Origin of the sequence: Ereboglobus sp. PH5-5 (genome assembly GCF_029504805.1) — a bacterium.
In the GTDB taxonomy this organism is placed as follows: domain Bacteria; phylum Verrucomicrobiota; class Verrucomicrobiia; order Opitutales; family Opitutaceae; genus Ereboglobus.
Genome location: NZ_JAQFIT010000014.1, coordinates 61,099 through 79,795 on the forward strand (window position 1 = coordinate 61,099; position 18,697 = coordinate 79,795).

Here is an 18,697-nt window from a genome sequence, read left to right on the forward strand (position 1 = left end):
GCACGCTAGAATCACCGGCCCCGCCCCGGCAACGTCTTTATTTTTCATGCGCGCCCTCCGCGGCAACCTTCGGCGCCCCCGGATCGATGAGCACATAAAAATCCGGCGCGATCCTCACCGGCACGACCAGGGGGAAATCTGCGGGCAGCCGCCCCGCCGCCAAACCGCGATAGACCGGGGCCCAGTCGCCCCTGCCGTGCGACTGCTCGTTCGCAATCTCGCCGAAAAACGGCCTCGCTAGCGTCGCCGGCGTCAGCACCAGCGCGCGCACCCGCTGCCAGCGCGCCACCTCATGAAACCCTTTCATCGTCGCCGGCTGCGCCCACACGCGCTGCCCGGAATACCACGACGCGCCCGCCGGCACGTCGGACATCCACGCGGGCGGCTCCGCGCGATTTTCCGACAGCTTTTGCCCGATGCCCGAAAACAGCGCCGGCAGATACGGCGGGTAGTTGTAACGCGTCCCGCGCGGCTCCAGCACATCGCGCGCAAGCGGCACCGCCTGCAGGGCCAGCAGCACCAGCGCAGCCGCCAGCCCGCGCGATTCGAGCGCCTCGCTGCTCTTCACGAGCACCAGGAAAAAACCCGTCCCAAAAACAATCACCAGCGGCGCCATGCACAGCCACACATCGCGCTCGCCCTCCCCCGAGCTCAAAAACGCCTGCGCCAGCGCCACGCTCGCGATCACCGCAACGGCAAACCAGCGCAACCGGTTCGCCCGCGCGTCGCGAAACCGGTATGCGAACCCCGCCGCAAAAAACGCCGCAAAAAAAATCCCCCCGCCCGACCAGAAGCGCTCGCCCGCCCCGCGCTGCAAACTCGTCAGCGCCTTGTTGCCGAGCTTCTTAAAATCAACCGCCGGAGACTCCGTCGTGAACATCGCGCGCCGCGTCGCGGGCTCCGCCGTCGGGTCGCCCGCCTTGAGCGCGAGCTCCCGCGCGGCGAATCCAACGGGGCTGCCCGTCAGCGACACATTGCGGGCCATCCACGGCCCCGCCACCACAACGAACACCGCCGTGATCAATACCAGCGACCTGAAAACCCGCCAGTCCGACACCTTTGTCAAAATCACCACCGCCACCAGCGGGGCGGCTACGATCGTCGTGTAATCACTCAAAAACAACGCGCCCAGAATCATCCCGGTCAAAGCGGGACGCCAGAGGGACATGGTTATGCGTCTCCCCAAAGTCAGCGCAGCACCGCCGCCCGCTTTCATCACCCGCGTCTCGGCGGACCAGGTCAACTGAAACAAAGCCAGCCAAAGCGCCATGGTCAGCACGGCGCCGTTCACGGCCACCGTCGCCGCCCAAATCGGCGCCGACAGCATCACGCCGAGCAACGCAATCACACCGCCCATTTCACCAAAAAGGTTTCTCGCCAGAAAAAAGCTCTGCATCGCCACGCACCACAACAACACGATGTTCAATGCGAGCAGCGTCGTGTCGCCGTTGAACCAGCGCGCCGGAAGCAATCGGTGCGCGGCCGCAATCGCCGCCGAATACAACGGCGGCTGGTGCAACTCCGGCAGCGGTTTGCGCACGTCCACAAACTTCCCGCGCGAGATTCGCTCCCGCGCCCACGCAAACGACTGCGGATGGTTCACCAGCGTCGTGAAACCGCGCCCCTCCGCCACCTGCCGGCCAACAACCGCCTGTGCCATCGTCACCTCGGTGAGCGGCCCGCGAAACAATTTGTATCCGACAAACCACGACAACAACAGCACGCCCGCCGCCAGCCCCGCGATCCGAACCCAGCGCGAGCCCTCGCCGATTTCAAACCAGTGCACCCATTCCTGGAGTGATCGTCTTGGTAGCGTGCTCATTTTTGAAAACGTGAGGCGGGGTTGGGTTGGCGGTTCCTCTACTTGTCCAGCACGTCGAGGTCCGGCCAGCGCTGCAATTTCCGGTGCAAGGTGCGCCGGCTTATCCCCATCAACTCCGCCGCGCGCGTGCGGTTGCCGCGCGCCTTGATCAAGGCTTCGCGCAACAGGCGCTTTTCGTTTTCCTCAATCGAATACGCGCTCGACGCCCCCCGGGGTGTCGCGGGCGCCAGCGCGACGCCGGACGGCGTCGCATCCACCGGCGGCACCGGATGAGCCTCCACAACCAGCGCGGGCAGCGCCGGCTTCAACTCGCCGCGAAAGCGCGGCTCCAGGTCGAACTCCGTGAGCCTGCCGCCGCGCCGCAGCACGACCGCGTTCTCGCAAAAATTGCGCAGCTCGCGAATGTTTCCCGGCCACGGATACGCCTGCAAATAACGCATCGCGCCCGGCTCCACGGTGAGCGGCGGCACCTTGTTTTCCTTGCTGAATTGCCTGATGTAATGCGCCAGCAACGGCGGGATGTCCTCCGGCCTCGCGCGCAGCGGCGGCATTGCGATGCGCACGACGTTCAGCCGGAAAAACAAATCCTCGCGAAATTTTTTCTCGATCACCAGTTGCTCAAGCGAGCGGTTTGTCGCCGCCACCAGGCGCACATCGAGCGGGATCGGCTTTGTGCCGCCCACGCGCTCGATTGTTTTTGTTTCCAGAAACCGCAGCAATTTCACCTGCGTGCTTTGCGAGATCTCGCCGATTTCGTCGAGGAACAGCGTGCCGCCGTCCGCCGCCTCGAAACGGCCCACGCGCCGCTCCGTCGCGCCCGTGAACGCGCCGCGCTCGTGGCCGAAGATTTCGCTCTCCAGCAAGTTCTCCGACAACGCCGCGCAATGCACCGCCACGAACGGCGCGCGCGCGCGCGAACTCGCCTGGTGAACCGCCTGCGCCACGAGCTCCTTGCCCGTGCCCGACTCGCCCTCTATCAAAATCGTGGCCCTGGACGGCGCGACCAGGCGCACCCGGTCCAGCACGTCCTTCAGCGCCTGCGAGTTTCCGATGATTCCATCAAAGTTGAATTTGTCGTCCAGTCGCTCGTGCAGCTGTTGCACCTCCACCTCGAGCGTTTTTGTTTTCAGCGCGCGCTGGATGAGCATTTCGAGCCGCTCGATGTTCACCGGCTTCGTCAGGAAATCCACCGCGCCGCGCTTCATCGCCTCAACCGCGGTCTCGATGCTTCCGTAGGCTGTCATCATGATCACCGCCGGCTTGTTCGGCAGCGTCAGCGCGCGGTCGATCACGCGCAGCCCGTTTTTCCCGCCCGGCATGCGCAGGTCGGTCACGACCACGTCAAATTCCTGCGCATCCATCAAGTTGAACGCCTCGTCCGCGTTGCTCGCGATGGACACATCGTAATTGTCCTCCAACGCCTGTTGGAGACCCTCGCGAGTATTTTTTTCGTCATCAACGATGAGCACACTGGGAACCATGCCCCCGTATTCACGCGAGCCGTTGCAAAACGGTCAATGAGTAATTCAACCCGGCGCGCGGTTCCGGACAGAAGTCGCATCGTCCCCACAAACCCGCTTGCCAGCGCTCGCGACACTTGGTTCGCTCGCGTCTTTTCATTCCGCATCCGCATTCCCAATTCCTTCAGCCTTTCAGTCCTTCAGTTTTTCAGCCTTTTCCTTACGAACCATGTCCGCAGAAATCACCAAGAGTTACGAGCCGCACGACGTTGAGAAAAAATGGTATTCCGCCTGGATGCAGGCGCGCGCCTTCGCCGCACCCGAGCCAAAGCCCGGCCAGGAAACGCACACCATCGTCATCCCGCCGCCCAACGTCACCGGCATTCTGCACATGGGCCACGCGCTCAACAACACCCTCCAGGACGTGCTCACGCGCCGCGCCCGCCTCGAGGGCAAGGCGGCTTGCTGGATTCCCGGCACCGACCACGCCGGCATCGCCACGCAGACGATGGTCGAAAAACACATCAAGAAAACCGAGGGCAAAACCCGCTACGATCTCGGCCGCGACGAATTTCTGAAACGCGTTTGGGCCTGGCGCGACGAAAAGGGCGACCTCATCCTCCGGCAGCTGCGCGAACTCGGCTGCTCGTGCGATTGGGACCGCACGCACTTCACGATGGACCCCGGCTACAGCCGCGCCGTCCTCACCGCCTTCGTCAAACTCTACAAGCAGGGCCTCATCTACCGCGGCAAACGCATGGTCAACTGGTGCCCCGTCTCGCTCACCGCGCTCTCCGACGAGGAGGTCGAAATGCGCCCGACCAAGGGCCACATTTACCGCGTCCGCTACGAGCTCGTCGAACCCGCGCCGATTCCCGAAATTCCCGAGGACGCCCGCCCGCTTCCGCCCGAGGCGATCAACGACGGACGCGTCACGCACATCGTCCTCGAAACCACGCGCCCCGAAACCATCGCCGCCGACGTCGCCGTCGCCGTGCATCCCGACGACCCGCGCTACAAAACCCTCATCGGCAAAAAAGTCTGGCGCCCGCTCGGCGAGCGCGTGCAGATCGCCATCATCGCCGACGCCGCCGTCGATCCCGTCTTCGCCGCCGGCGCGCTCAAGGTCACGCCCGCCCACGACAAAGTGGACTTCGAGATCGGCCAGCGCCACAAGCTCCCCGTCATAGACAGCATCAACGCCGACGGCACCATGAACGCCGGCGCCGGCCCCGAACTCGCCGGACTCGACCGCTTCGTCGCGCGCAAAAAATCCGCCGAAATCCTCTCCGAACGCGGCGCGCTCATCGAGGCCAAGCCCTACGAAAACAACGTCGGCTACTCGCAACGCGCCGGCGTGCCCATCGAGCCGCGCCTCACCTGGCAGTGGTGGCTCCGCTACCCGCGCGTCGAGGAGGCGAAGCAAGTCGTGCGCGACGGCACGATCAAGTTTCACCCCGAGCGCTGGACGAAAGTTTACCTGAACTGGCTCGAAAACATTCAGGACTGGTGCATCAGCCGCCAGCTCTGGTGGGGCCATCGCATCCCCGTTTGGTATCGCAAGGGCGTTGACCGCGACACGCTCACGCCCGCCGACCTCGCCGACCCGCAAAAAATCCACGTCTCGCTCGACGGCCCCGCCGATCCCGAAAACTGGACGCAGGAGGACGACGTGCTCGACACCTGGGCCTCATCGTGGCTCTGGCCCTTCGCCACGCTCGGCTGGCCCGACGCCGACGCGATGAAAGCCGCCAACTACGACACGCTCTACCCGACCACCACGCTCGCCACCGGCGCCGACATCATTTTCTTCTGGGTCGCCCGCATGATCATGGCCGGCTTGGAATTCACGCACGAAGGCGAACCCCTGGAAAAACGAATCCCCTTCAAGCACGTTTATTTCAACGGCATCGTGCGCGACAAGCAGGGACGCAAAATGTCGAAATCGCTCGGCAACTCGCCCGACCCGCTCGACCTCATTAAAAAATACGGGGCCGACGGCCTGCGCTTCGGCATGTTGCAAATCGCCCCGCTCGGCCAGGACGTGAAGTTCGACGAGGACCGCATCGAAGGCGGCAAAAACTTCTGCAACAAACTCTGGAACGCCTGCCGCTTCCGCCAGATGAGTTCGGGTAGCGCGGGCGTCCCGCCTGCGGACAAGGAGCGTCCCGCTCCTTGCCAGGCCGACAACTCCTCGCTCGACGCCATCCTCGCGCGCCTCAACCCCGCGCAACTCGACGACGACGACCACGCGCTCCTCGGCGCGCTCCTCGACACCATGCGCGTGCTCGAGCGCAGCTTCGCCGAGTTCGAATTCGCGACCGCCACGCAACGCCTGTATTCATTTTTCTGGAACGATTTTTGCGACTGGTATGTCGAGGTCGCCAAGACCCGCGTGCAGGACCCCGCCGCGAAGACGCACGCGCTCGCCATGCAAGACCTCGTCATCCGCGAGTTCCTGCTCCTCTTCGCGCCCTTCGCGCCCTTCATCACCGAGGAACTCTGGCACCTCCTCGGCTACGGCGCGGCAAACGACCTGCTGCAAAACACACGCCTCGAAACCGCGGACGAACTGGCCGGCATACTCCGCAAAAACGACGTGCTTATTTCCGACAGCGCCACCGCGCGCGTGGAAAAACTGCAACAAACCGCCACGCTCGCCCGCCAGCTCAAGGCCGAGCAATCCGTCGCCCAAAAGCGCGACGTGAAATTCCTCGTCCTTGCCGACGACGCCAACTGGGCCGCCCTTTCCTCAAACGCCGCCAAGCTCGCCCGCCTCGTCGGCGCCGCGAGCATCGAACGCGCCGCGAGCGAACCCGCGCTCCCCGCAATCGTGACGCCGCTCGGCACGCTCTATCTCGACACCGGCGTGAAAGTTGACGCCGCCGCCGAGCGCGCGCGCCTGACGAAGGAACTTGCGCAATTGGAAAAACACATTGCCGGCACGCAAGCGCGCCTCGCAAACGAAGCCTTCGTCAGCAAAGCCCCGCCGGCAGTGCTCGAAGGCGCGAAAAAACAACTCGCCGACCAGCAGGCCAAAAAAGCCGAGTTGGAGCGTTTGCTGAAAGCATTGTGAGCCTCCAAACAAGCGGGCGGGACGCCCGCGCTCCCAGGGTCACAGCAACCGTGAAATTCGCGCCGCAAGCGCCGCGGTTGCGGCATCCATCCACGCCCTGCCTTTTTCCGCGGTCGCCGCAGTCGCGTCGCCCATCACGCCGCTTTGGGAAACGTCGCGCGTCATCCACGCAAACGAATCCAGCGGACGCGCGGGGTATTCGCGCACGGCCTTGTCCATGCGCACGAGCTCCGGCGCGCATGCGAGCATGAGGGCGGTTTCCCATTCGCCGGCGTGGATTCCGTTTTTCGCCTCGTGTTCGGAGAGTTCCGGCGAGAGCGGCGCCTTTAGCATTCCGGCGCGCATGCCGAGCGTGGATTGGATTTCGCGCAGCGTATAAACAATCACGGGGCTGTTGCCGCCGTGCGTATTTAAAATTGCGATACGACCAAAACCCATCGAGCACAACTCCGCCGCCACTTCGCAAAGCACACGGCGCAGCGTCCGCGCCGAGACCGTGATCGTGCCCGGAAAACCGTCGTGCTCGTTGCTTTTGCCGAACGTGAGCGGCGGCGCGACAAACACGCGACGCGCGGTTTCGGCGGAAAGTTTCGGCAGCGTGCCGGCGAGCAACGCCTGCCCGAGAATCGCGTCCACGCCGACTGGCAGGTGCGGCCCGTGCTGCTCGATCGCGCCCGTGGAAATGATGACAAGCGCGTTGTGCTTGTCCGGCAGCGCGTCGATTTGCGCAGGCGTGAATGAAGGAAGGTAATTCCTGGGAGCGCGGGCGTCCCGCCCGCTTGTTTGGGCGGGCGGGACGCCCGCGCTCCCGGGGTGCCCGGCGCTGCCAAACCTCCATGCTTGCGCGGTTTTTACCAAGCCGGCTTTCACAGGGTTGTTGCGAATATACTCCCGAATACTGACGAGGTGTCCCGCATCACGAACGTAGCGGTCATGATAGTCGGACATCCAGAAGGCTCCCTGGCCGCCAAGAATCGCGTTGGCCTTTTTGGCGACAAAAGACTTCCAGGAATGCACGATGTCGGACACGGCGTGCCCCTCGCGCGTGGCGATGAGCGCGTGCACATGATTGGGCATGACGCACCATTCGAGGAGCGCGTAGCGTTCGCCGTCGAAATGCAGAAGGGCGTTTTCGACGAGCGCGGCAATGCCGGCATTGCGCAAGTGGCACGCCCCGTGACCGGCGTCCTCATATTCGGCAATGCGTTTGCGCAGCTCAACGGAGCGCGGATCGTCGGACGGAACGGCGGTTCCATCGTCATTGCAATCGAGTTCGACCCTCCACTGCTCAATCACCTTTGCCGGAACACTGTCGTGCAAGCGAAAGGTAATGGACTGGACAAGGCCGGGCTGGTCGAAATGGGGCAAGTAATCGCGAGAATGCCAGCCCTTTCCCGGGAGCGCGGGCGTTGCGCCCGCTTGTTTGGGCGGGCGGGACGCCCGCGCTCCCAGGCGTTGCGCCAGATGCGCCGCCACCGCGGTCAAAATCGTTTCGCCGTCGAGCGATTCGTCGGGCGCGAGCGGTTCGGGTTGCTGAAAATTCCCCGGACGAAAATCCGCGTCGCGCACATCGGCCTCGCCGGCGCGTTCGAGATTCGCGCGCACATCGGCGGCTGACAATCCCAGCACGCGCATCGCGGCGGCCTGCGCGTTCGCGCGCGCCGGGGCTGGCGCGCCGGGATGAAAACTCATCCCGAGCCTGGAAACATTGACGACGCGGTTTTCCATTTCCCAATCGACATGCGTGTCGAGCGCGACCGTGGCGGCGAGTTCCTCGTTCCAAGGGCTTGTGTTGAAGAAAATAATTTTTCTGAAACCGGCGGACTTCACCGATTTCACGATCTCGCGCATGTGGTCATAAGCGGTGTCCGCGTCCACTCCGAAAAACGTCGAACGCTGATACGGCGCGAGCGCAAAACGCAACGGCGGCAGCACGAGCAGCGAATCGCATTCCATCGCGGCGCGTTTCAAAATCTCGCCACCGGCAACCTCCTCGGCATCAAGCGGCAGGCCGAGTCCGTGGTCGGCAAACCCGTGCACGGGCAGCACGACGCTCGTGCGCGCCCTGGCGTCGCCCGAAAGCGCGGCAAACTCCGGCCACGAGTGATGCGGCCAGAAATTTTCGTGATGCGCGTTCGCGAGCCAGAAGGTGCCCATGACATGCACAATTACAATGAAGCGCGGGATGCGCAACCGAAGTTTCGAGTATTCCACTTTGACCACGGATGACACGGATTAACACGGATAAATATGCAGGGGCGTCGCTTGCGACGCCCTGTTTATCATCCGTGTAAATCCGGGGTCAAAAAATCAGAAAATCTTAATTCGGGATGGTCCTCAGGTTTTGCGCGCGAAATACATTTTGCGGTTTGGCGGAAAACAGCGGATAATCCGGGCACCATGAAAAAATCAATCGGTGTCATCGGTCTTGGCATTATCGGCGGCGTGTGGGCCCGCCACTACAACGACGCGGGCGTGCTCGCGGGCGCGTGGAATCGCACGCCGCAACCGGATTTTCCGCGGTGGATGCCGTCCGCGCTTGATGTCGCGAAAACGGCGGACGTGGTGCAGATCGTCGTGGCCGATCCGCCGGCGGTGAAGGGGATTCTCGACGCGATTCTGCCGGCGCTCGGCGCGGGCAAAATCGTCATTCAATCGAGCACGATCGACCCTGCGAGCAGCGAGGAGTTCAAGAAACTCGTCGAAGGCGCCGGCGCGCGTTACCTTGAGGCGCCGTTCACCGGGAGCAAGCCGGCGGCGGAGCAAAAGAAGTCGGTCTATTATCTTGGCGGCGACGCGGCGTTGATCGCGGAGGTGGAGCCGTTGCTGTCGCTTGTGTCCGAGTTTCGATACACAATCGGCACCAATGTGCAGGCGACGACGCTCAAGCTGGCGATGAACCTGAACATCGCCGGGCAAATGCAGGCGCTCGCCGAGACGCTGACAATGGTGCGCAAGGTGAGCGTGCCGGACGATTTGTTCTTCAAGGTCATCAGGCAAAACGTGAGCTACTCGGGCGTCACGGCGCTCAAGGAGCCCAAGCTGCGCTCGGGGGATTTTTCGCCGCAGTTCTCGGTGAAGCACATGCTGAAGGACATGCGCCTGGCGTCGCGCACGGAGGGCTGCGATGATTTTCCGGTGCTCGACACCGTGCGCGAATGCCTCTTCCACGCCGACCAGGCGGGCTACTCCAACGAGGATTTTTCGGCGCTGATCAAATTGCTGAAATAACCGCGGCCCCGGTTGCGATGTGTATAAAAAATGCGCGTTGGGAAAACCAATGCGCATTTTTGCCGGATAATATTATAATAAACAATCAAACGAGTTGCCTTATGGAAACGCCCATGTTTTTCAGGCAGAATTTAATATTGTAGAATTTCTCATCGACCTTGACCAGTTCCTTGATGATGTCGTTCGCGGTCGCGTTGGTGTGAAACGCCTTTGGCATCAGTTGAATTTCCTTCACCATGGCCTTGTAATGTTTGTAAACACCGCCTTTCACGAAGTCGTCGTTTTCCTTGATGATCTCCATGATGTTTTTGGATATCGCGACCATTTTGACGATCATCGGGCCGTTTTTGCTGCTGTAAGAGGCTATTATTTTCTGGGTAATTGCCGCATCCGGCTTCTTCTCGTTTTTGGCGGCGAGCGTTTTCAATTTTGAAAAGTAGGCGCTCGCATCGGCGAGAAGGATTTCGAGCTCCTTGTGCGCCTTGAGGTAGCGGTCAACGATGCCCTTGGTCTCTTTGCCTCCGGCCTTGGTGGCGTCATCCAGTTCCGCGACCTCCAGCTCGGCGCGGCTGTAGATGGCGTCGAGCTTGCCCGAAAGGTATGCCAGGGCGCTTTGCTGGATTTTCAGATCGGCCTTGTCGGCCTTCGGGTCGGCCGCGTTCTTTAATTCATTGATGTGCTGCGTCCGCATTTTGTTCACGGACTGAAGGCGTTTCAGCAGCTTGTCGCGGCCTTTTGCGACGTCCTTGGCCCGACCCTTCTTGATGAGTTGCGCCATGGCGTTCGCCTCGGCGTCGAGTTCCTTGAAGGTGACGCTCAGCGTCTTGTTGGAGCGGAGCCAGCATTTCTTGACGCTTTCCTGCGGCTTGGCCTTTCCGGTCATGGCTTCATATTTTGCGGAGGCTTTTTCCCATTCGGCGAGTGTGTTCATTGTAGGTTGTTTTATTTGGGTTCGGGTTAAGTTTGACGACTCGCTTGAGCGAGGCGATGCGTTGAAAACCAAGAGGAAAAGCGCCGTGGAAGAAAGTGTTTTGTGATTATAATACGCGGGTTTGTTTGTAATTACACGCGAAGGCGCGTTTTCACGGCGGCGAGACTCCAGGGCGTGGTTGCGCACGACGACTTCGAGCGGGAGGTTCAGACAGGAGTTGCCCCCGCAGGATGACGGTTTGGCGACGCGATTGAGCAAGACGCAGTTTTTTGGTGGCTAAACGCTCGCCGCTTGCGCCATTTTCCGCGCTGCAAAAACACATGAGTGAAAAGACACCGGAATCCAACATCCCGCCCCGCGCGCCGCTGACCTTGCAGGAGCATCGCGCGGCGACCGACTTGTGCCTGCAAACCGGCATTCTGCTCATGCAGCACGGGGTGGAAAGCGCCTTTGTGGAATCGATCACGCGCCGCACGGGTTTCGCGCTCGAGCTCGACCGCGTCGATGTCGCGATCATGGCAAACGCCATCACCGTGACGAGCTACGCGGGGCCGCACAGCATGACGCGCGTGCGGCGCAACGAGGATCGCGGCATCAACATGCACGTGGCGATGGAGGTGCAGCGCGCCGCGCTCGCGTTCGAGTCGGGGGAAATCGACCGCGCCGAATTTGAAAAATGCGTGCGCTCGGTGAAGGCGTTCCGTTATCCGCGCTGGCTCGTGGTGCTCGCGATCGGGTTGTCGTGCGCGTGCTTCGCGCGGCTGGCGGGGGCGGACTGGACCGGATGCGTGTTTGCGTTTGCGGCAAGCGCCGCGGCGATGGTGGCGCGGCAGGTGTTCGCGCATTTTCATTTCAACCCGATTGTCGGATTTTTTGCGGCGGCATTTGTCGCCACGTCGATTTGCGCGCAAGCATTGCTGCAGTCGATCGGCACGACCCCGCGGCTGGCGATGGCGGCGAGCGTGTTGCTGCTGGTGCCGGGGTTTCCATTGATCAACGGCGTCTCGGACATGGTGAAGGGTTACGTGAACACGGGCATCTCGCGCATCGCGCTCGCGATGCTGATGGCCCTGGCCACGTGCGCTGGAATCGTGCTGGCAATGTCGGCCTGGGGCACATGGGGGTGGCTGTCATGAGCAACGTCGAAATTATTCCCCTGCTGCTGGACTTGCTCCAGGACATGGCGCTGGCGGCGGTGCCGGCGGCGGGTTTTGCGATGGTGTTCAACGTGCCGGTGCGCGTGCTGAAATACTGCGCGTTGTTCGGCGCGCTGGCGCACGGAATGCGTTTTCTGATGATGCGCGCGGGCATGCCCATCGAATGGGGCACATTGATCGCGGCGACGGCGGTGAGCTTCGCGGGAGTGTGGCTCGCGAGACGGCTGCGCGCGCACCCGAAGGCGTTCACCGTGGCGGCGATGATCCCGATGATTCCGGGCGTGTCGTTTTTCACGACGATCATCGCGCTGCACCAACTCGGCACGCGCGGGTTCGACGCGGAGCTTTTTTCGGTGGCGCTGACAAACGGGTTGCGGACGTTTTTTATCATCGGCGCAATCGCCATCGGCCTGGCAATGCCGGGTTTGCTGCTCTACCGGCGGCGTCCGGTGGTGTGAATCAGGCTGGCTCTGGAGCGCGCGGCGTGCGAGTGTGAGCGCGTCAATCGCATCGTCGCTTCTCAAATCGTGAAACCGGGATTTCTCAGAACATTCGCATTGCTGGCCGCCATCATCGCGGGGGCGCTTTGCCCGTGGGCGCGGGTGCTCGCGTTTCTCATTCCGTGGCTGATCGTGGGAATGCTGTTTGTCGTTTTCCTCGGCACGAAGTTTTCGAGGGAATCGTTTCAGCGTTCGCATGCCTGGCTGGTGCTGGCCAATGTGCTGATGGGCGGGGTCGGGTTTGCGATCGGCTGGGCGACTGGCGGGCGAGACATCGCGATCGCGGGTTTCTTCGCGGGAATCGGGCCGACGGCGACTGCGGCGGCGGTGATCACGGGGTTTCTCGACGGGCGCGTCGATTATGTGGTCACGACGTTCATGCTCACGAACCCGATCATCTCCGCGCTCATGCCGTTTTTGATGCCGCTCGCGCTCGGCCACGCCACGCCCGCGGCGTCGCTCGACATTGCGTTGAGCGTTTCGCTGCTGGTGTTCCTGCCGCTTTTGGTGGCGATGATTTTGCGGCGCGTTTATCCGGCGGTGACGACATGGCCGGCCCGCGCAAAAAACGCGTCGTTCTTCGCGTGGGTGCTCGCGTTGTTCCTGATCATGGCGAAGACGAGCCATTTTTTGCGTTACGAAATGAGCGACGCGCCGGGTGTGCTGCTGCTGAAAATCGGCGCGGTTTCACTGGTCGTGTGCGCGATGAGTTTCGCCATCGGAAGGGTGATCGGCGGGCGCGCGTTCGCGCGGGAGGCGAGCCAGGCGCTCGGCCAGAAAAACAACAACTTCACAATCTACCTGGCCATGACCTACGCGAATCCGCTGATCGCGCTCGGGCCGACTTTTTATGTGATCTGGCACAACCTCTGGAACTCGTGGCAGCTGCACCGTCACGGGGGGAAAAAATAGGGGCGGCATGAATCGCCGCGTCCATACTGGCGCCGCCGTTTTTTAGAACGCCGACTTTGGCACGTGCAGCGAATCGCCGGGCAGCATCCGGGGGTCCTCGGCGGGGGTTCGCTCGGCGAGCTCCGCGTCGATCGTGTAGGACTTGCCGGCGCGGGCGAGCGAGACGCGGGTTTGTTTCGCGTAAATCGCAAAGCCGCCCGCGGCCTGAACCGCCTTCGTAACCGTCAGGTCGGGCGCCCAGACCACGCGGCCGGGCCGGGCCACCTCGCCGCCGACATACACGTAACGCTCTGTCGCCGTCACCGAGACATCGACCGCGTTGTAGATTTTTTTATCGACGTAATTCTCGCGGATTTTTTGCGCGAGCACCGCCGCCGTTTCGCCCGATGCGGTGATCGCGCCGATATACGGCAGCGAAATCAACCCCTGATCGTCGATCTGGAGCTGGTTGCTGCTCGGATCGGGAATGCCCTGAAGCGTGACCACAAGGTTGTCGCCGGGACGGAGCACCGCGACGTTTTCGGCGTCGGGCAGGACGGGATTGTGCCGCTGCCCGTCGGCGCTCTTGGGCGTCTTGCAACCGGCAAGCGCGAAAACCATCGCGAGGGCGATCAATGAAAGGATGAGTTGCCGGAGTGTGTTTAACATCGGAAGAAATTTTGAGTCATTATTTCCGATTTAAACGGCGCGTGTCGACTCAACGTTTTCCGCGACTGCGACGCTTCGGCTTGGTGTCTTCCTCGCCGTCGTCATCATCGTCGCCGGCTTCGATGTCGAAACCTCCGTCACCGTCGCCGCGTTCGATTTCGCCGTCCTCCGTCTCCTCTTCCTCGTCCTCGTCCCACTTGAGGGACTGGTCGTTCTTGAGTTTTTCCTCCTCCTCCTCGTCGAGTTCGGGGAGGTCGGCGTCGGCGGCCTCGTCGTCCTCCTTGGTGACGGGACGCTCCTCGTCGGTGTCCCAGCCAGCGGGAACGTATTCGAGAATCGCGGCGAGTTCGTCGAACGTGTGGATCGCCCGGCCCTCGATGAACGAGGCGTTTTGATCCTCGCGGATTTCCTCCTCAACCTCGTCAACAGTGAGCTTCGCCTCGAAATTGAACAGGTCGTTGAGCGTTTTCACGCGGCAGCGCGTGATATGGTCGAGCAGATCGGCGTAGGGGCCGTTTTCGTCGTCGATCGTGTCGGCGAGCGCGAAAAGTTTTTCGTCGGAGTCAAAGATGGAGTCCTTCACGCGGCGCAGGCGCACGCGTCCGTCGCCCAGGTCCTTCTCGATGCGGAAGGGGATGAACGCCGCCTCCATGATGTCCTGGTCAAAACCGTAATCGCGCAATGCTTCGACCAGGTCGGTCAGATAATCAAGCTGCCGGGGGTCAACGATGCTCAGCCCGTCGACATCCCAACGGATCGGGTCGCTGACTTCTTCGACCCACCAGTTGTGATCATCGCCAAGACGGACTATGCACCAATCGAGACTTTTAGAGGATTTTGCCATGGTATGTTTGCGTGATAATTTTCGGGAGGAAAAAGAGCAGGGATTGGTCGAGTCAACCCAGGAATCATCGCGCCCGAATTTTTCCGCCCAAAACCTCCTGTTTCTCCAAAACGAGGCGGAGCGTGAAAGGGCATAAGTGAAAAACAAGCCCAAAATTCAAGATATTGCGCCCCGTCAATCTTGTGTGAAAAACAACGGCATTTCGGCGCGCCGCGCTTGATTTATTTCCGGCAAATACCAACGTCTTGCATACATGGATTATTTTTATGAACGCGTCCTGCGCCCGATCTTCTTCAAGCTCGACTGCGAGCTCGCGCACAACCTCGGCGCTTTTGGCATGACCGCCCTCGGCTGGATGCCCCCTGTCTGCCGCGTCATGGAGCGCTGCGGACGCCTCCCCGCCGCCGCGCGCCCCATCGAGGCGTTCGGCCTGAAATTTCCCAACGCCGTCGGTCTCGCCGCCGGCTTCGACAAACACGCCACGGCCTGGCCCGCCGCCGCCGCGCTCGGTTTCGGCCACATCGAAATCGGCACCATCACCGCCCTCGCCCAGCCCGGCAATCCCAAGCCCCGCGCCTTCCGCTACCCGAGCGAGGAGGCGGTCATCAACCGCATGGGCTTTAACAACGAAGGCGCCGAAACCGTCGCCAAGCGCCTCGCAAAAATGCCCAAGCGCGGCAAACGCCGCATCCCTCTCGGCATCAACATCGGCAAATCAAAAGTCACCCCGCTCGAAAAAGCCGTCGAGGATTACCTCACCAGCTTTTCGCTCCTCGCCGACCACGCCGACTATCTCGTGCTCAACGTCAGCAGCCCGAACACCCCCGACCTCCGCAAGCTCCAGGATGAGCAGCGCCTCTCCGAGCTCCTCGCCGCGCTCGACGCCGCCAACCGCGACCGCGCCTCGCAAAAAGACGCGGCGGGCAACGCCAAAACACGCGTGCCCCTGCTCCTGAAAATCGCCCCCGATCTCACCTACCCGCAAATCGACGCCGTCCTCGAGCAGCTCGAGGCAAACCACTTCGACGGCATCATCGCCACCAACACCACCCTCGCCCGCCCCGGCTATTTTGAAAACATCGACCAAACCGGCGGACTCAGCGGCATGCCCCTGACAAAAAAATCGACCGAAATCATTCGCTACATTTCTCGCGCAACAAACGGCAGGCTGCCGATCATCGGCGTGGGCGGAATCCACACCTCCGGGGACGCGGGCGAAAAACTCGATGCCGGCGCGACCCTCGTGCAAATCTACACCGGAATGATCTATCGCGGCCCCTTCTTCGCCCGCGAACTCGCCCGCGAACTCAGCGCTCGCCAGCTCCGCCCCACCCGCGGGTATTGACAGAAAACAACCGCACAGACGGATCAGTCCTTGAAAGCTGATCCAGTTTTCCGAGCAAGCCGACCTCCGCCACCTCGCGCAACGGAATCAAAACAAACGCGCGCTCCCACATGCGCGGATGAGGCAGCGCGAGCGTTTCCGACGCGCACTCTACGTCGCCAAACAAAAGCAAATCCAAGTCGAGCGTGCGCGGCCCCCAGCGCACTTCGTTTTCGCGCCGCCGCCCAAACGCGCGCTCAATCCGCTGCATTTCGCCGAGCAACGCCTCGGGTGAAACGGACCGTCCAACACCCAGCCTCGCCGCCAGATTCAAATACGCAGGCTGTTCCACGCCGCCAACCGGATCGGTTTCATAAATCGCCGACACTGCATCGACACGCACATCCGCCGCATCGCCAAGCGCGCGCAACGCACCACGCAGCGTCGCCTCGCGATCACCAAGATTCGAACCCGCGCTGATGTAGGCGACACAACCGCTCATTTGCGCTCCCTGCGCACCCGCGCTTTCAGTCCGTCGAAATCAAAATCCACCGGCGGCTTTAACTTGGTCACGTCAACACTCACGGCGCGCACTTGCGCAAACGCGCGCAACAAATCCTCCACAATGCGGCAGGCAAGCGTCTCAACAAGATTGACCGGCGGCCCCTCCATCACCGCGCGCGCGGCCTCGTGGATGCGCCGGTAGTCGATAGTTTTTTCCAGATCGTCCGTGCGTCCGGCCTCGTCGAGCGGCAGTTCGAGCGTGACGGTCACCTCCCATGGTTGCGGCCGTGTTTTTTCCTCCGGCAGCGCGCCGTGGCACGAGTGAAAACGCATTCGGGAAAGTGTGATGGAATCGGTGCTCATAATTTTTCAACCTCCGTCCATTCCGCGCCCGCGCGGATCGCGTCGGCCATCTCAACGAAGGGGCGCATGCGCGCCACATCGTGCACGCGCACCATGCGCGCGCCCTGCTGGACGCCCCACACGAGTGTCGCCGCCGTGCCGTCCTCGCGCTCGGTTGGTATCTGTTTTTTCAATACACTGCCGATTGTCGATTTGCGCGACGTGGCAAGCAACACCGGATGCCCAAGGTCAACGATGCGAGAAAGGTGTTTCAGCACTTCAAGGTTCTGCGCGACATTCTTTGCAAAACCAAAACCCGGATCAGTCCATATCTGCCCCGCCTCAACCCCCGCCCCGAGCATGGTGTCGATCGAAGCTCGCAAATCGGCAATCACGTCGGGCCAAAAATCCGTGTAATCGGACGCGGGCCGGTTGTGCATCAGGATGATCGGGCAGCGAAGATCGGCGGCCGCCTGCGCCATGTTTTCGCCCTCGAAACGCCCGCCCCAAACATCGTTGATGATGTCTGCGCCGCCGCGCACCGCCGCGCGCGCGACACCCGCCTTGTAAGTGTCCGCGGAAATCGCCGCCTCGGGAAACGCGCCGCGCACCGCCTCGATTACGGGAAGGACGCGATCAATTTCCGCCGCCTCGCTCACGGGCGCGTGGCCGGGACGCGTGGATTCGCCGCCGATGTCGATCACGTCCGCGCCCTCCGCGAGCATCGCGCCCGCGCGCTCAAGCGCCGCCTGCGCGCCGATGAATTTTCCACCGTCGGAAAACGAGTCGGGCGTCACGTTGAGAATTCCCATGATGAGCGTGCGCGCGCCGTCCGGCAGCGCGCGTCCGTGCGGGCTTCGCCATTGGAGCTTATGAAGATGAGTCGCTGTTTTCATTTCGCTTTTAAACTTTCGACGAGCGCCGCCGTTCCCCCGGCCATGCTGACGCGCGGTGTGTATCCAATATCCCGATGCGCAGCGGTTGCGTTAAACCAGTGGTCCTTGGCGAGCTCCGAGGCCACAAAGCGCGTCATGGGAGGCTCGCCGCGCAAGGGCAGCACGCGCCACGCGGCCTCGCAACACGCGCCAATGGCGGACGCGGCGCGCAACGAAATGCGTTTCCCAACCGGACGCTCGCCGAGCGAAACGAGCAAGTTGTTAATCCACTCCCAAAGCACGACGGGCTCGTTGTTGGTAATGAAATAGGCGCGGCCCGCGCATTGCCCGATGTTGGTTTCGGCGAGCAGGTGCGCGTCGGTTGCGTTTTCAACATGCACCATGTCCACTCGATTGCGTCCGTCGCCGACAATGCGGAGACGCCCGCGGCGCGCCTGCGCGAGCACGCGCGGGATGAGATGCGGGTCGTCGTTGCCCCAAATCAAATGCGGACGCAACGCGACGGTTCTCAGTCCGGGCGAATTCGCCGCCAGCACCTCTCGCTCGGCGATTGCCTTGGTAAGCGGATACGCGCTTGGGCAGCGCGTGGTGAGCGGCAGCGATTCGTCGGCGCCGGCGAGGTCGAGGTCGTTGTAAACGACGCTCGGCGTGCTCGTGTGCACAAAGCAACGCACACCATGCTCCCTCGCCCCTGCCAGCAACGCGCGCGTGCCGATCACATTTGCGCGAAAAAAATCATCGTAGCGCCCCCACACGCCGACTTTGGCGGCCACATGAAACACCGTATGAATGCCCGCGCACGCATCGCGCATCGCGCCAGCATCATCGAGCGACGCGGCGATAAAGTGCACGCCGCGCGCAACAAGATCGTCCGCAACCCGCCGCGCCAGCACGGTGACGGGGCGGCCTTGCGCAAGTAGCCGCTCGACAATGTGCCGCCCGAGAAACCCCGTGCCGCCCGTGACAAGCACGGGGGAAGAAAGGGCTGAAGGGCTGAAGGGCTGAAAGGCTGAATCGGAAGAAGGCATCGATCGTGGGAGGTTTGATTGG

General features: G+C 62.2%; 16 protein-coding genes. 6 read left to right on the forward strand and 10 right to left on the reverse strand.

Features of this window, described 5'->3' with window-relative positions; all coding sequences use genetic code 11:
* Nucleotides 1-37: 37 nt before the first annotated feature.
* Nucleotides 38-1,822 (reverse strand): hypothetical protein, encoded by a 1,785-nt coding sequence (locus M2103_RS10255; RefSeq protein ID WP_277510396.1) that lies wholly within the window; start codon nt 1,820-1,822, stop codon nt 38-40.
* Between the two features lie 38 nt (nt 1,823-1,860).
* On the reverse strand, nt 1,861-3,303 hold the full coding sequence (locus tag M2103_RS10260; protein ID WP_277510397.1) for a sigma-54 dependent transcriptional regulator: 1,443 nt from the start codon (nt 3,301-3,303) through the stop codon (nt 1,861-1,863).
* A gap of 208 nt (nt 3,304-3,511) precedes the next feature.
* Between M2103_RS10260 and M2103_RS10265 the strand changes: the two genes are divergently transcribed.
* Nucleotides 3,512-6,358: a valine--tRNA ligase gene (locus M2103_RS10265; RefSeq protein ID WP_277510398.1), complete on the forward strand. Its 2,847-nt coding sequence runs from the start codon at nt 3,512-3,514 to the stop codon at nt 6,356-6,358.
* 39 nt (nt 6,359-6,397) lie between these two features.
* Here the strand turns inward: M2103_RS10265 and M2103_RS10270 are convergent, their stop codons facing one another.
* Complete coding sequence (locus M2103_RS10270; RefSeq protein ID WP_277510399.1) at nt 6,398-8,590, reverse strand: creatininase family protein; 2,193 nt, start codon at nt 8,588-8,590, stop codon at nt 6,398-6,400.
* Nucleotides 8,591-8,758: 168 nt separating this feature from the next.
* On the opposite strand from M2103_RS10270, the gene M2103_RS10275 reads away from it, so the two are divergent.
* The gene (locus M2103_RS10275; protein ID WP_277510401.1) at nt 8,759-9,589 is read left to right on the forward strand and encodes an NAD(P)-dependent oxidoreductase; all 831 of its coding nucleotides are present in this window, start codon (nt 8,759-8,761) and stop codon (nt 9,587-9,589) included.
* An 85-nt stretch (nt 9,590-9,674) separates the two neighbouring features.
* Here the strand turns inward: M2103_RS10275 and M2103_RS10280 are convergent, their stop codons facing one another.
* Complete coding sequence (locus tag M2103_RS10280; protein WP_277510402.1) at nt 9,675-10,520, reverse strand: hypothetical protein; 846 nt, start codon at nt 10,518-10,520, stop codon at nt 9,675-9,677.
* Nucleotides 10,521-10,840: 320 nt separating this feature from the next.
* Here M2103_RS10280 and M2103_RS10285 point away from each other — a divergent pair, with 320 nt between their 5' ends.
* From M2103_RS10285 to M2103_RS10295, 3 genes are all read left to right on the forward strand, one after another.
* Nucleotides 10,841-11,656 (forward strand): threonine/serine exporter family protein, encoded by an 816-nt coding sequence (locus M2103_RS10285; protein WP_277510403.1) that lies wholly within the window; start codon nt 10,841-10,843, stop codon nt 11,654-11,656.
* Nucleotides 11,653-12,135 carry a threonine/serine exporter family protein gene (locus M2103_RS10290; protein WP_277510404.1) on the forward strand — a complete coding sequence of 161 codons (483 nt, stop codon included), beginning with the start codon at nt 11,653-11,655 and terminating at the stop codon, nt 12,133-12,135. The genes M2103_RS10285 and M2103_RS10290 overlap by 4 nt, the downstream gene beginning before the upstream one ends.
* Before the next feature lie 69 nt (nt 12,136-12,204).
* Nucleotides 12,205-13,089 carry a hypothetical protein gene (locus M2103_RS10295; protein WP_277510405.1) on the forward strand — a complete coding sequence of 295 codons (885 nt, stop codon included), beginning with the start codon at nt 12,205-12,207 and terminating at the stop codon, nt 13,087-13,089.
* A gap of 42 nt (nt 13,090-13,131) precedes the next feature.
* On the opposite strand, the gene M2103_RS10300 is transcribed toward M2103_RS10295, so the two are convergent.
* Together M2103_RS10300 and M2103_RS10305 are read right to left on the reverse strand one after the other, a co-directional pair.
* Nucleotides 13,132-13,737 carry a polysaccharide biosynthesis/export family protein gene (locus M2103_RS10300; protein ID WP_277510406.1) on the reverse strand — a complete coding sequence of 202 codons (606 nt, stop codon included), beginning with the start codon at nt 13,735-13,737 and terminating at the stop codon, nt 13,132-13,134.
* A gap of 49 nt (nt 13,738-13,786) precedes the next feature.
* Nucleotides 13,787-14,581 (reverse strand): hypothetical protein, encoded by a 795-nt coding sequence (locus M2103_RS10305; protein WP_277510408.1) that lies wholly within the window; start codon nt 14,579-14,581, stop codon nt 13,787-13,789.
* Between the two features lie 253 nt (nt 14,582-14,834).
* Between M2103_RS10305 and M2103_RS10310 the strand changes: the two genes are divergently transcribed.
* Nucleotides 14,835-15,926 carry a quinone-dependent dihydroorotate dehydrogenase gene (locus M2103_RS10310; protein WP_277510409.1) on the forward strand — a complete coding sequence of 364 codons (1,092 nt, stop codon included), beginning with the start codon at nt 14,835-14,837 and terminating at the stop codon, nt 15,924-15,926.
* Here M2103_RS10310 and folK read toward each other — a convergent pair.
* From folK to M2103_RS10330, 4 genes are read right to left on the reverse strand one after another with little or no spacing between them, the layout of a single operon-like run.
* The gene (gene folK, locus M2103_RS10315; RefSeq protein WP_277510411.1) at nt 15,889-16,407 is read right to left on the reverse strand and encodes a 2-amino-4-hydroxy-6-hydroxymethyldihydropteridine diphosphokinase; all 519 of its coding nucleotides are present in this window, start codon (nt 16,405-16,407) and stop codon (nt 15,889-15,891) included. The genes M2103_RS10310 and folK overlap by 38 nt on opposite strands.
* Nucleotides 16,404-16,772, reverse strand: coding sequence for a dihydroneopterin aldolase (gene folB / locus M2103_RS10320; RefSeq protein WP_277510412.1), 369 nt, complete (start codon nt 16,770-16,772; stop codon nt 16,404-16,406). Before folB ends, folK begins: the two co-directional genes overlap by 4 nt.
* Nucleotides 16,769-17,647 (reverse strand): dihydropteroate synthase, encoded by an 879-nt coding sequence (gene folP, locus M2103_RS10325; protein ID WP_277510413.1) that lies wholly within the window; start codon nt 17,645-17,647, stop codon nt 16,769-16,771. The genes folB and folP overlap by 4 nt, the downstream gene beginning before the upstream one ends.
* Nucleotides 17,644-18,675 (reverse strand): NAD-dependent epimerase/dehydratase family protein, encoded by a 1,032-nt coding sequence (locus M2103_RS10330; protein ID WP_277510415.1) that lies wholly within the window; start codon nt 18,673-18,675, stop codon nt 17,644-17,646. Before M2103_RS10330 ends, folP begins: the two co-directional genes overlap by 4 nt.
* Nucleotides 18,676-18,697 lie beyond the last annotated feature (22 nt).

Excerpts from the sequence above, each read along its gene's own strand:
- M2103_RS10255 (WP_277510396.1), bottom strand. The coding sequence starts at position 1,822 with ATGAGCACGCTACCAAGACGATCACTCCAGGAATGGGTGCACTGGTTT.
- M2103_RS10260 (WP_277510397.1), bottom strand. The coding sequence starts at position 3,303 with ATGGTTCCCAGTGTGCTCATCGTTGATGACGAAAAAAATACTCGCGAG.
- M2103_RS10265 (WP_277510398.1), top strand. The coding sequence starts at position 3,512 with ATGTCCGCAGAAATCACCAAGAGTTACGAGCCGCACGACGTTGAGAAA.
- M2103_RS10275 (WP_277510401.1), top strand. The coding sequence starts at position 8,759 with ATGAAAAAATCAATCGGTGTCATCGGTCTTGGCATTATCGGCGGCGTG.
- M2103_RS10280 (WP_277510402.1), bottom strand. The coding sequence starts at position 10,520 with ATGAACACACTCGCCGAATGGGAAAAAGCCTCCGCAAAATATGAAGCC.
- M2103_RS10285 (WP_277510403.1), top strand. The coding sequence starts at position 10,841 with ATGAGTGAAAAGACACCGGAATCCAACATCCCGCCCCGCGCGCCGCTG.
- M2103_RS10290 (WP_277510404.1), top strand. The coding sequence starts at position 11,653 with ATGAGCAACGTCGAAATTATTCCCCTGCTGCTGGACTTGCTCCAGGAC.
- M2103_RS10300 (WP_277510406.1), bottom strand. The coding sequence starts at position 13,737 with ATGTTAAACACACTCCGGCAACTCATCCTTTCATTGATCGCCCTCGCG.
- M2103_RS10305 (WP_277510408.1), bottom strand. The coding sequence starts at position 14,581 with ATGGCAAAATCCTCTAAAAGTCTCGATTGGTGCATAGTCCGTCTTGGC.
- M2103_RS10310 (WP_277510409.1), top strand. The coding sequence starts at position 14,835 with ATGGATTATTTTTATGAACGCGTCCTGCGCCCGATCTTCTTCAAGCTC.
- folK (WP_277510411.1), bottom strand. The coding sequence starts at position 16,407 with ATGAGCGGTTGTGTCGCCTACATCAGCGCGGGTTCGAATCTTGGTGAT.
- folB (WP_277510412.1), bottom strand. The coding sequence starts at position 16,772 with ATGAGCACCGATTCCATCACACTTTCCCGAATGCGTTTTCACTCGTGC.
- folP (WP_277510413.1), bottom strand. The coding sequence starts at position 17,647 with ATGAAAACAGCGACTCATCTTCATAAGCTCCAATGGCGAAGCCCGCAC.
- M2103_RS10330 (WP_277510415.1), bottom strand. The coding sequence starts at position 18,675 with ATGCCTTCTTCCGATTCAGCCTTTCAGCCCTTCAGCCCTTCAGCCCTT.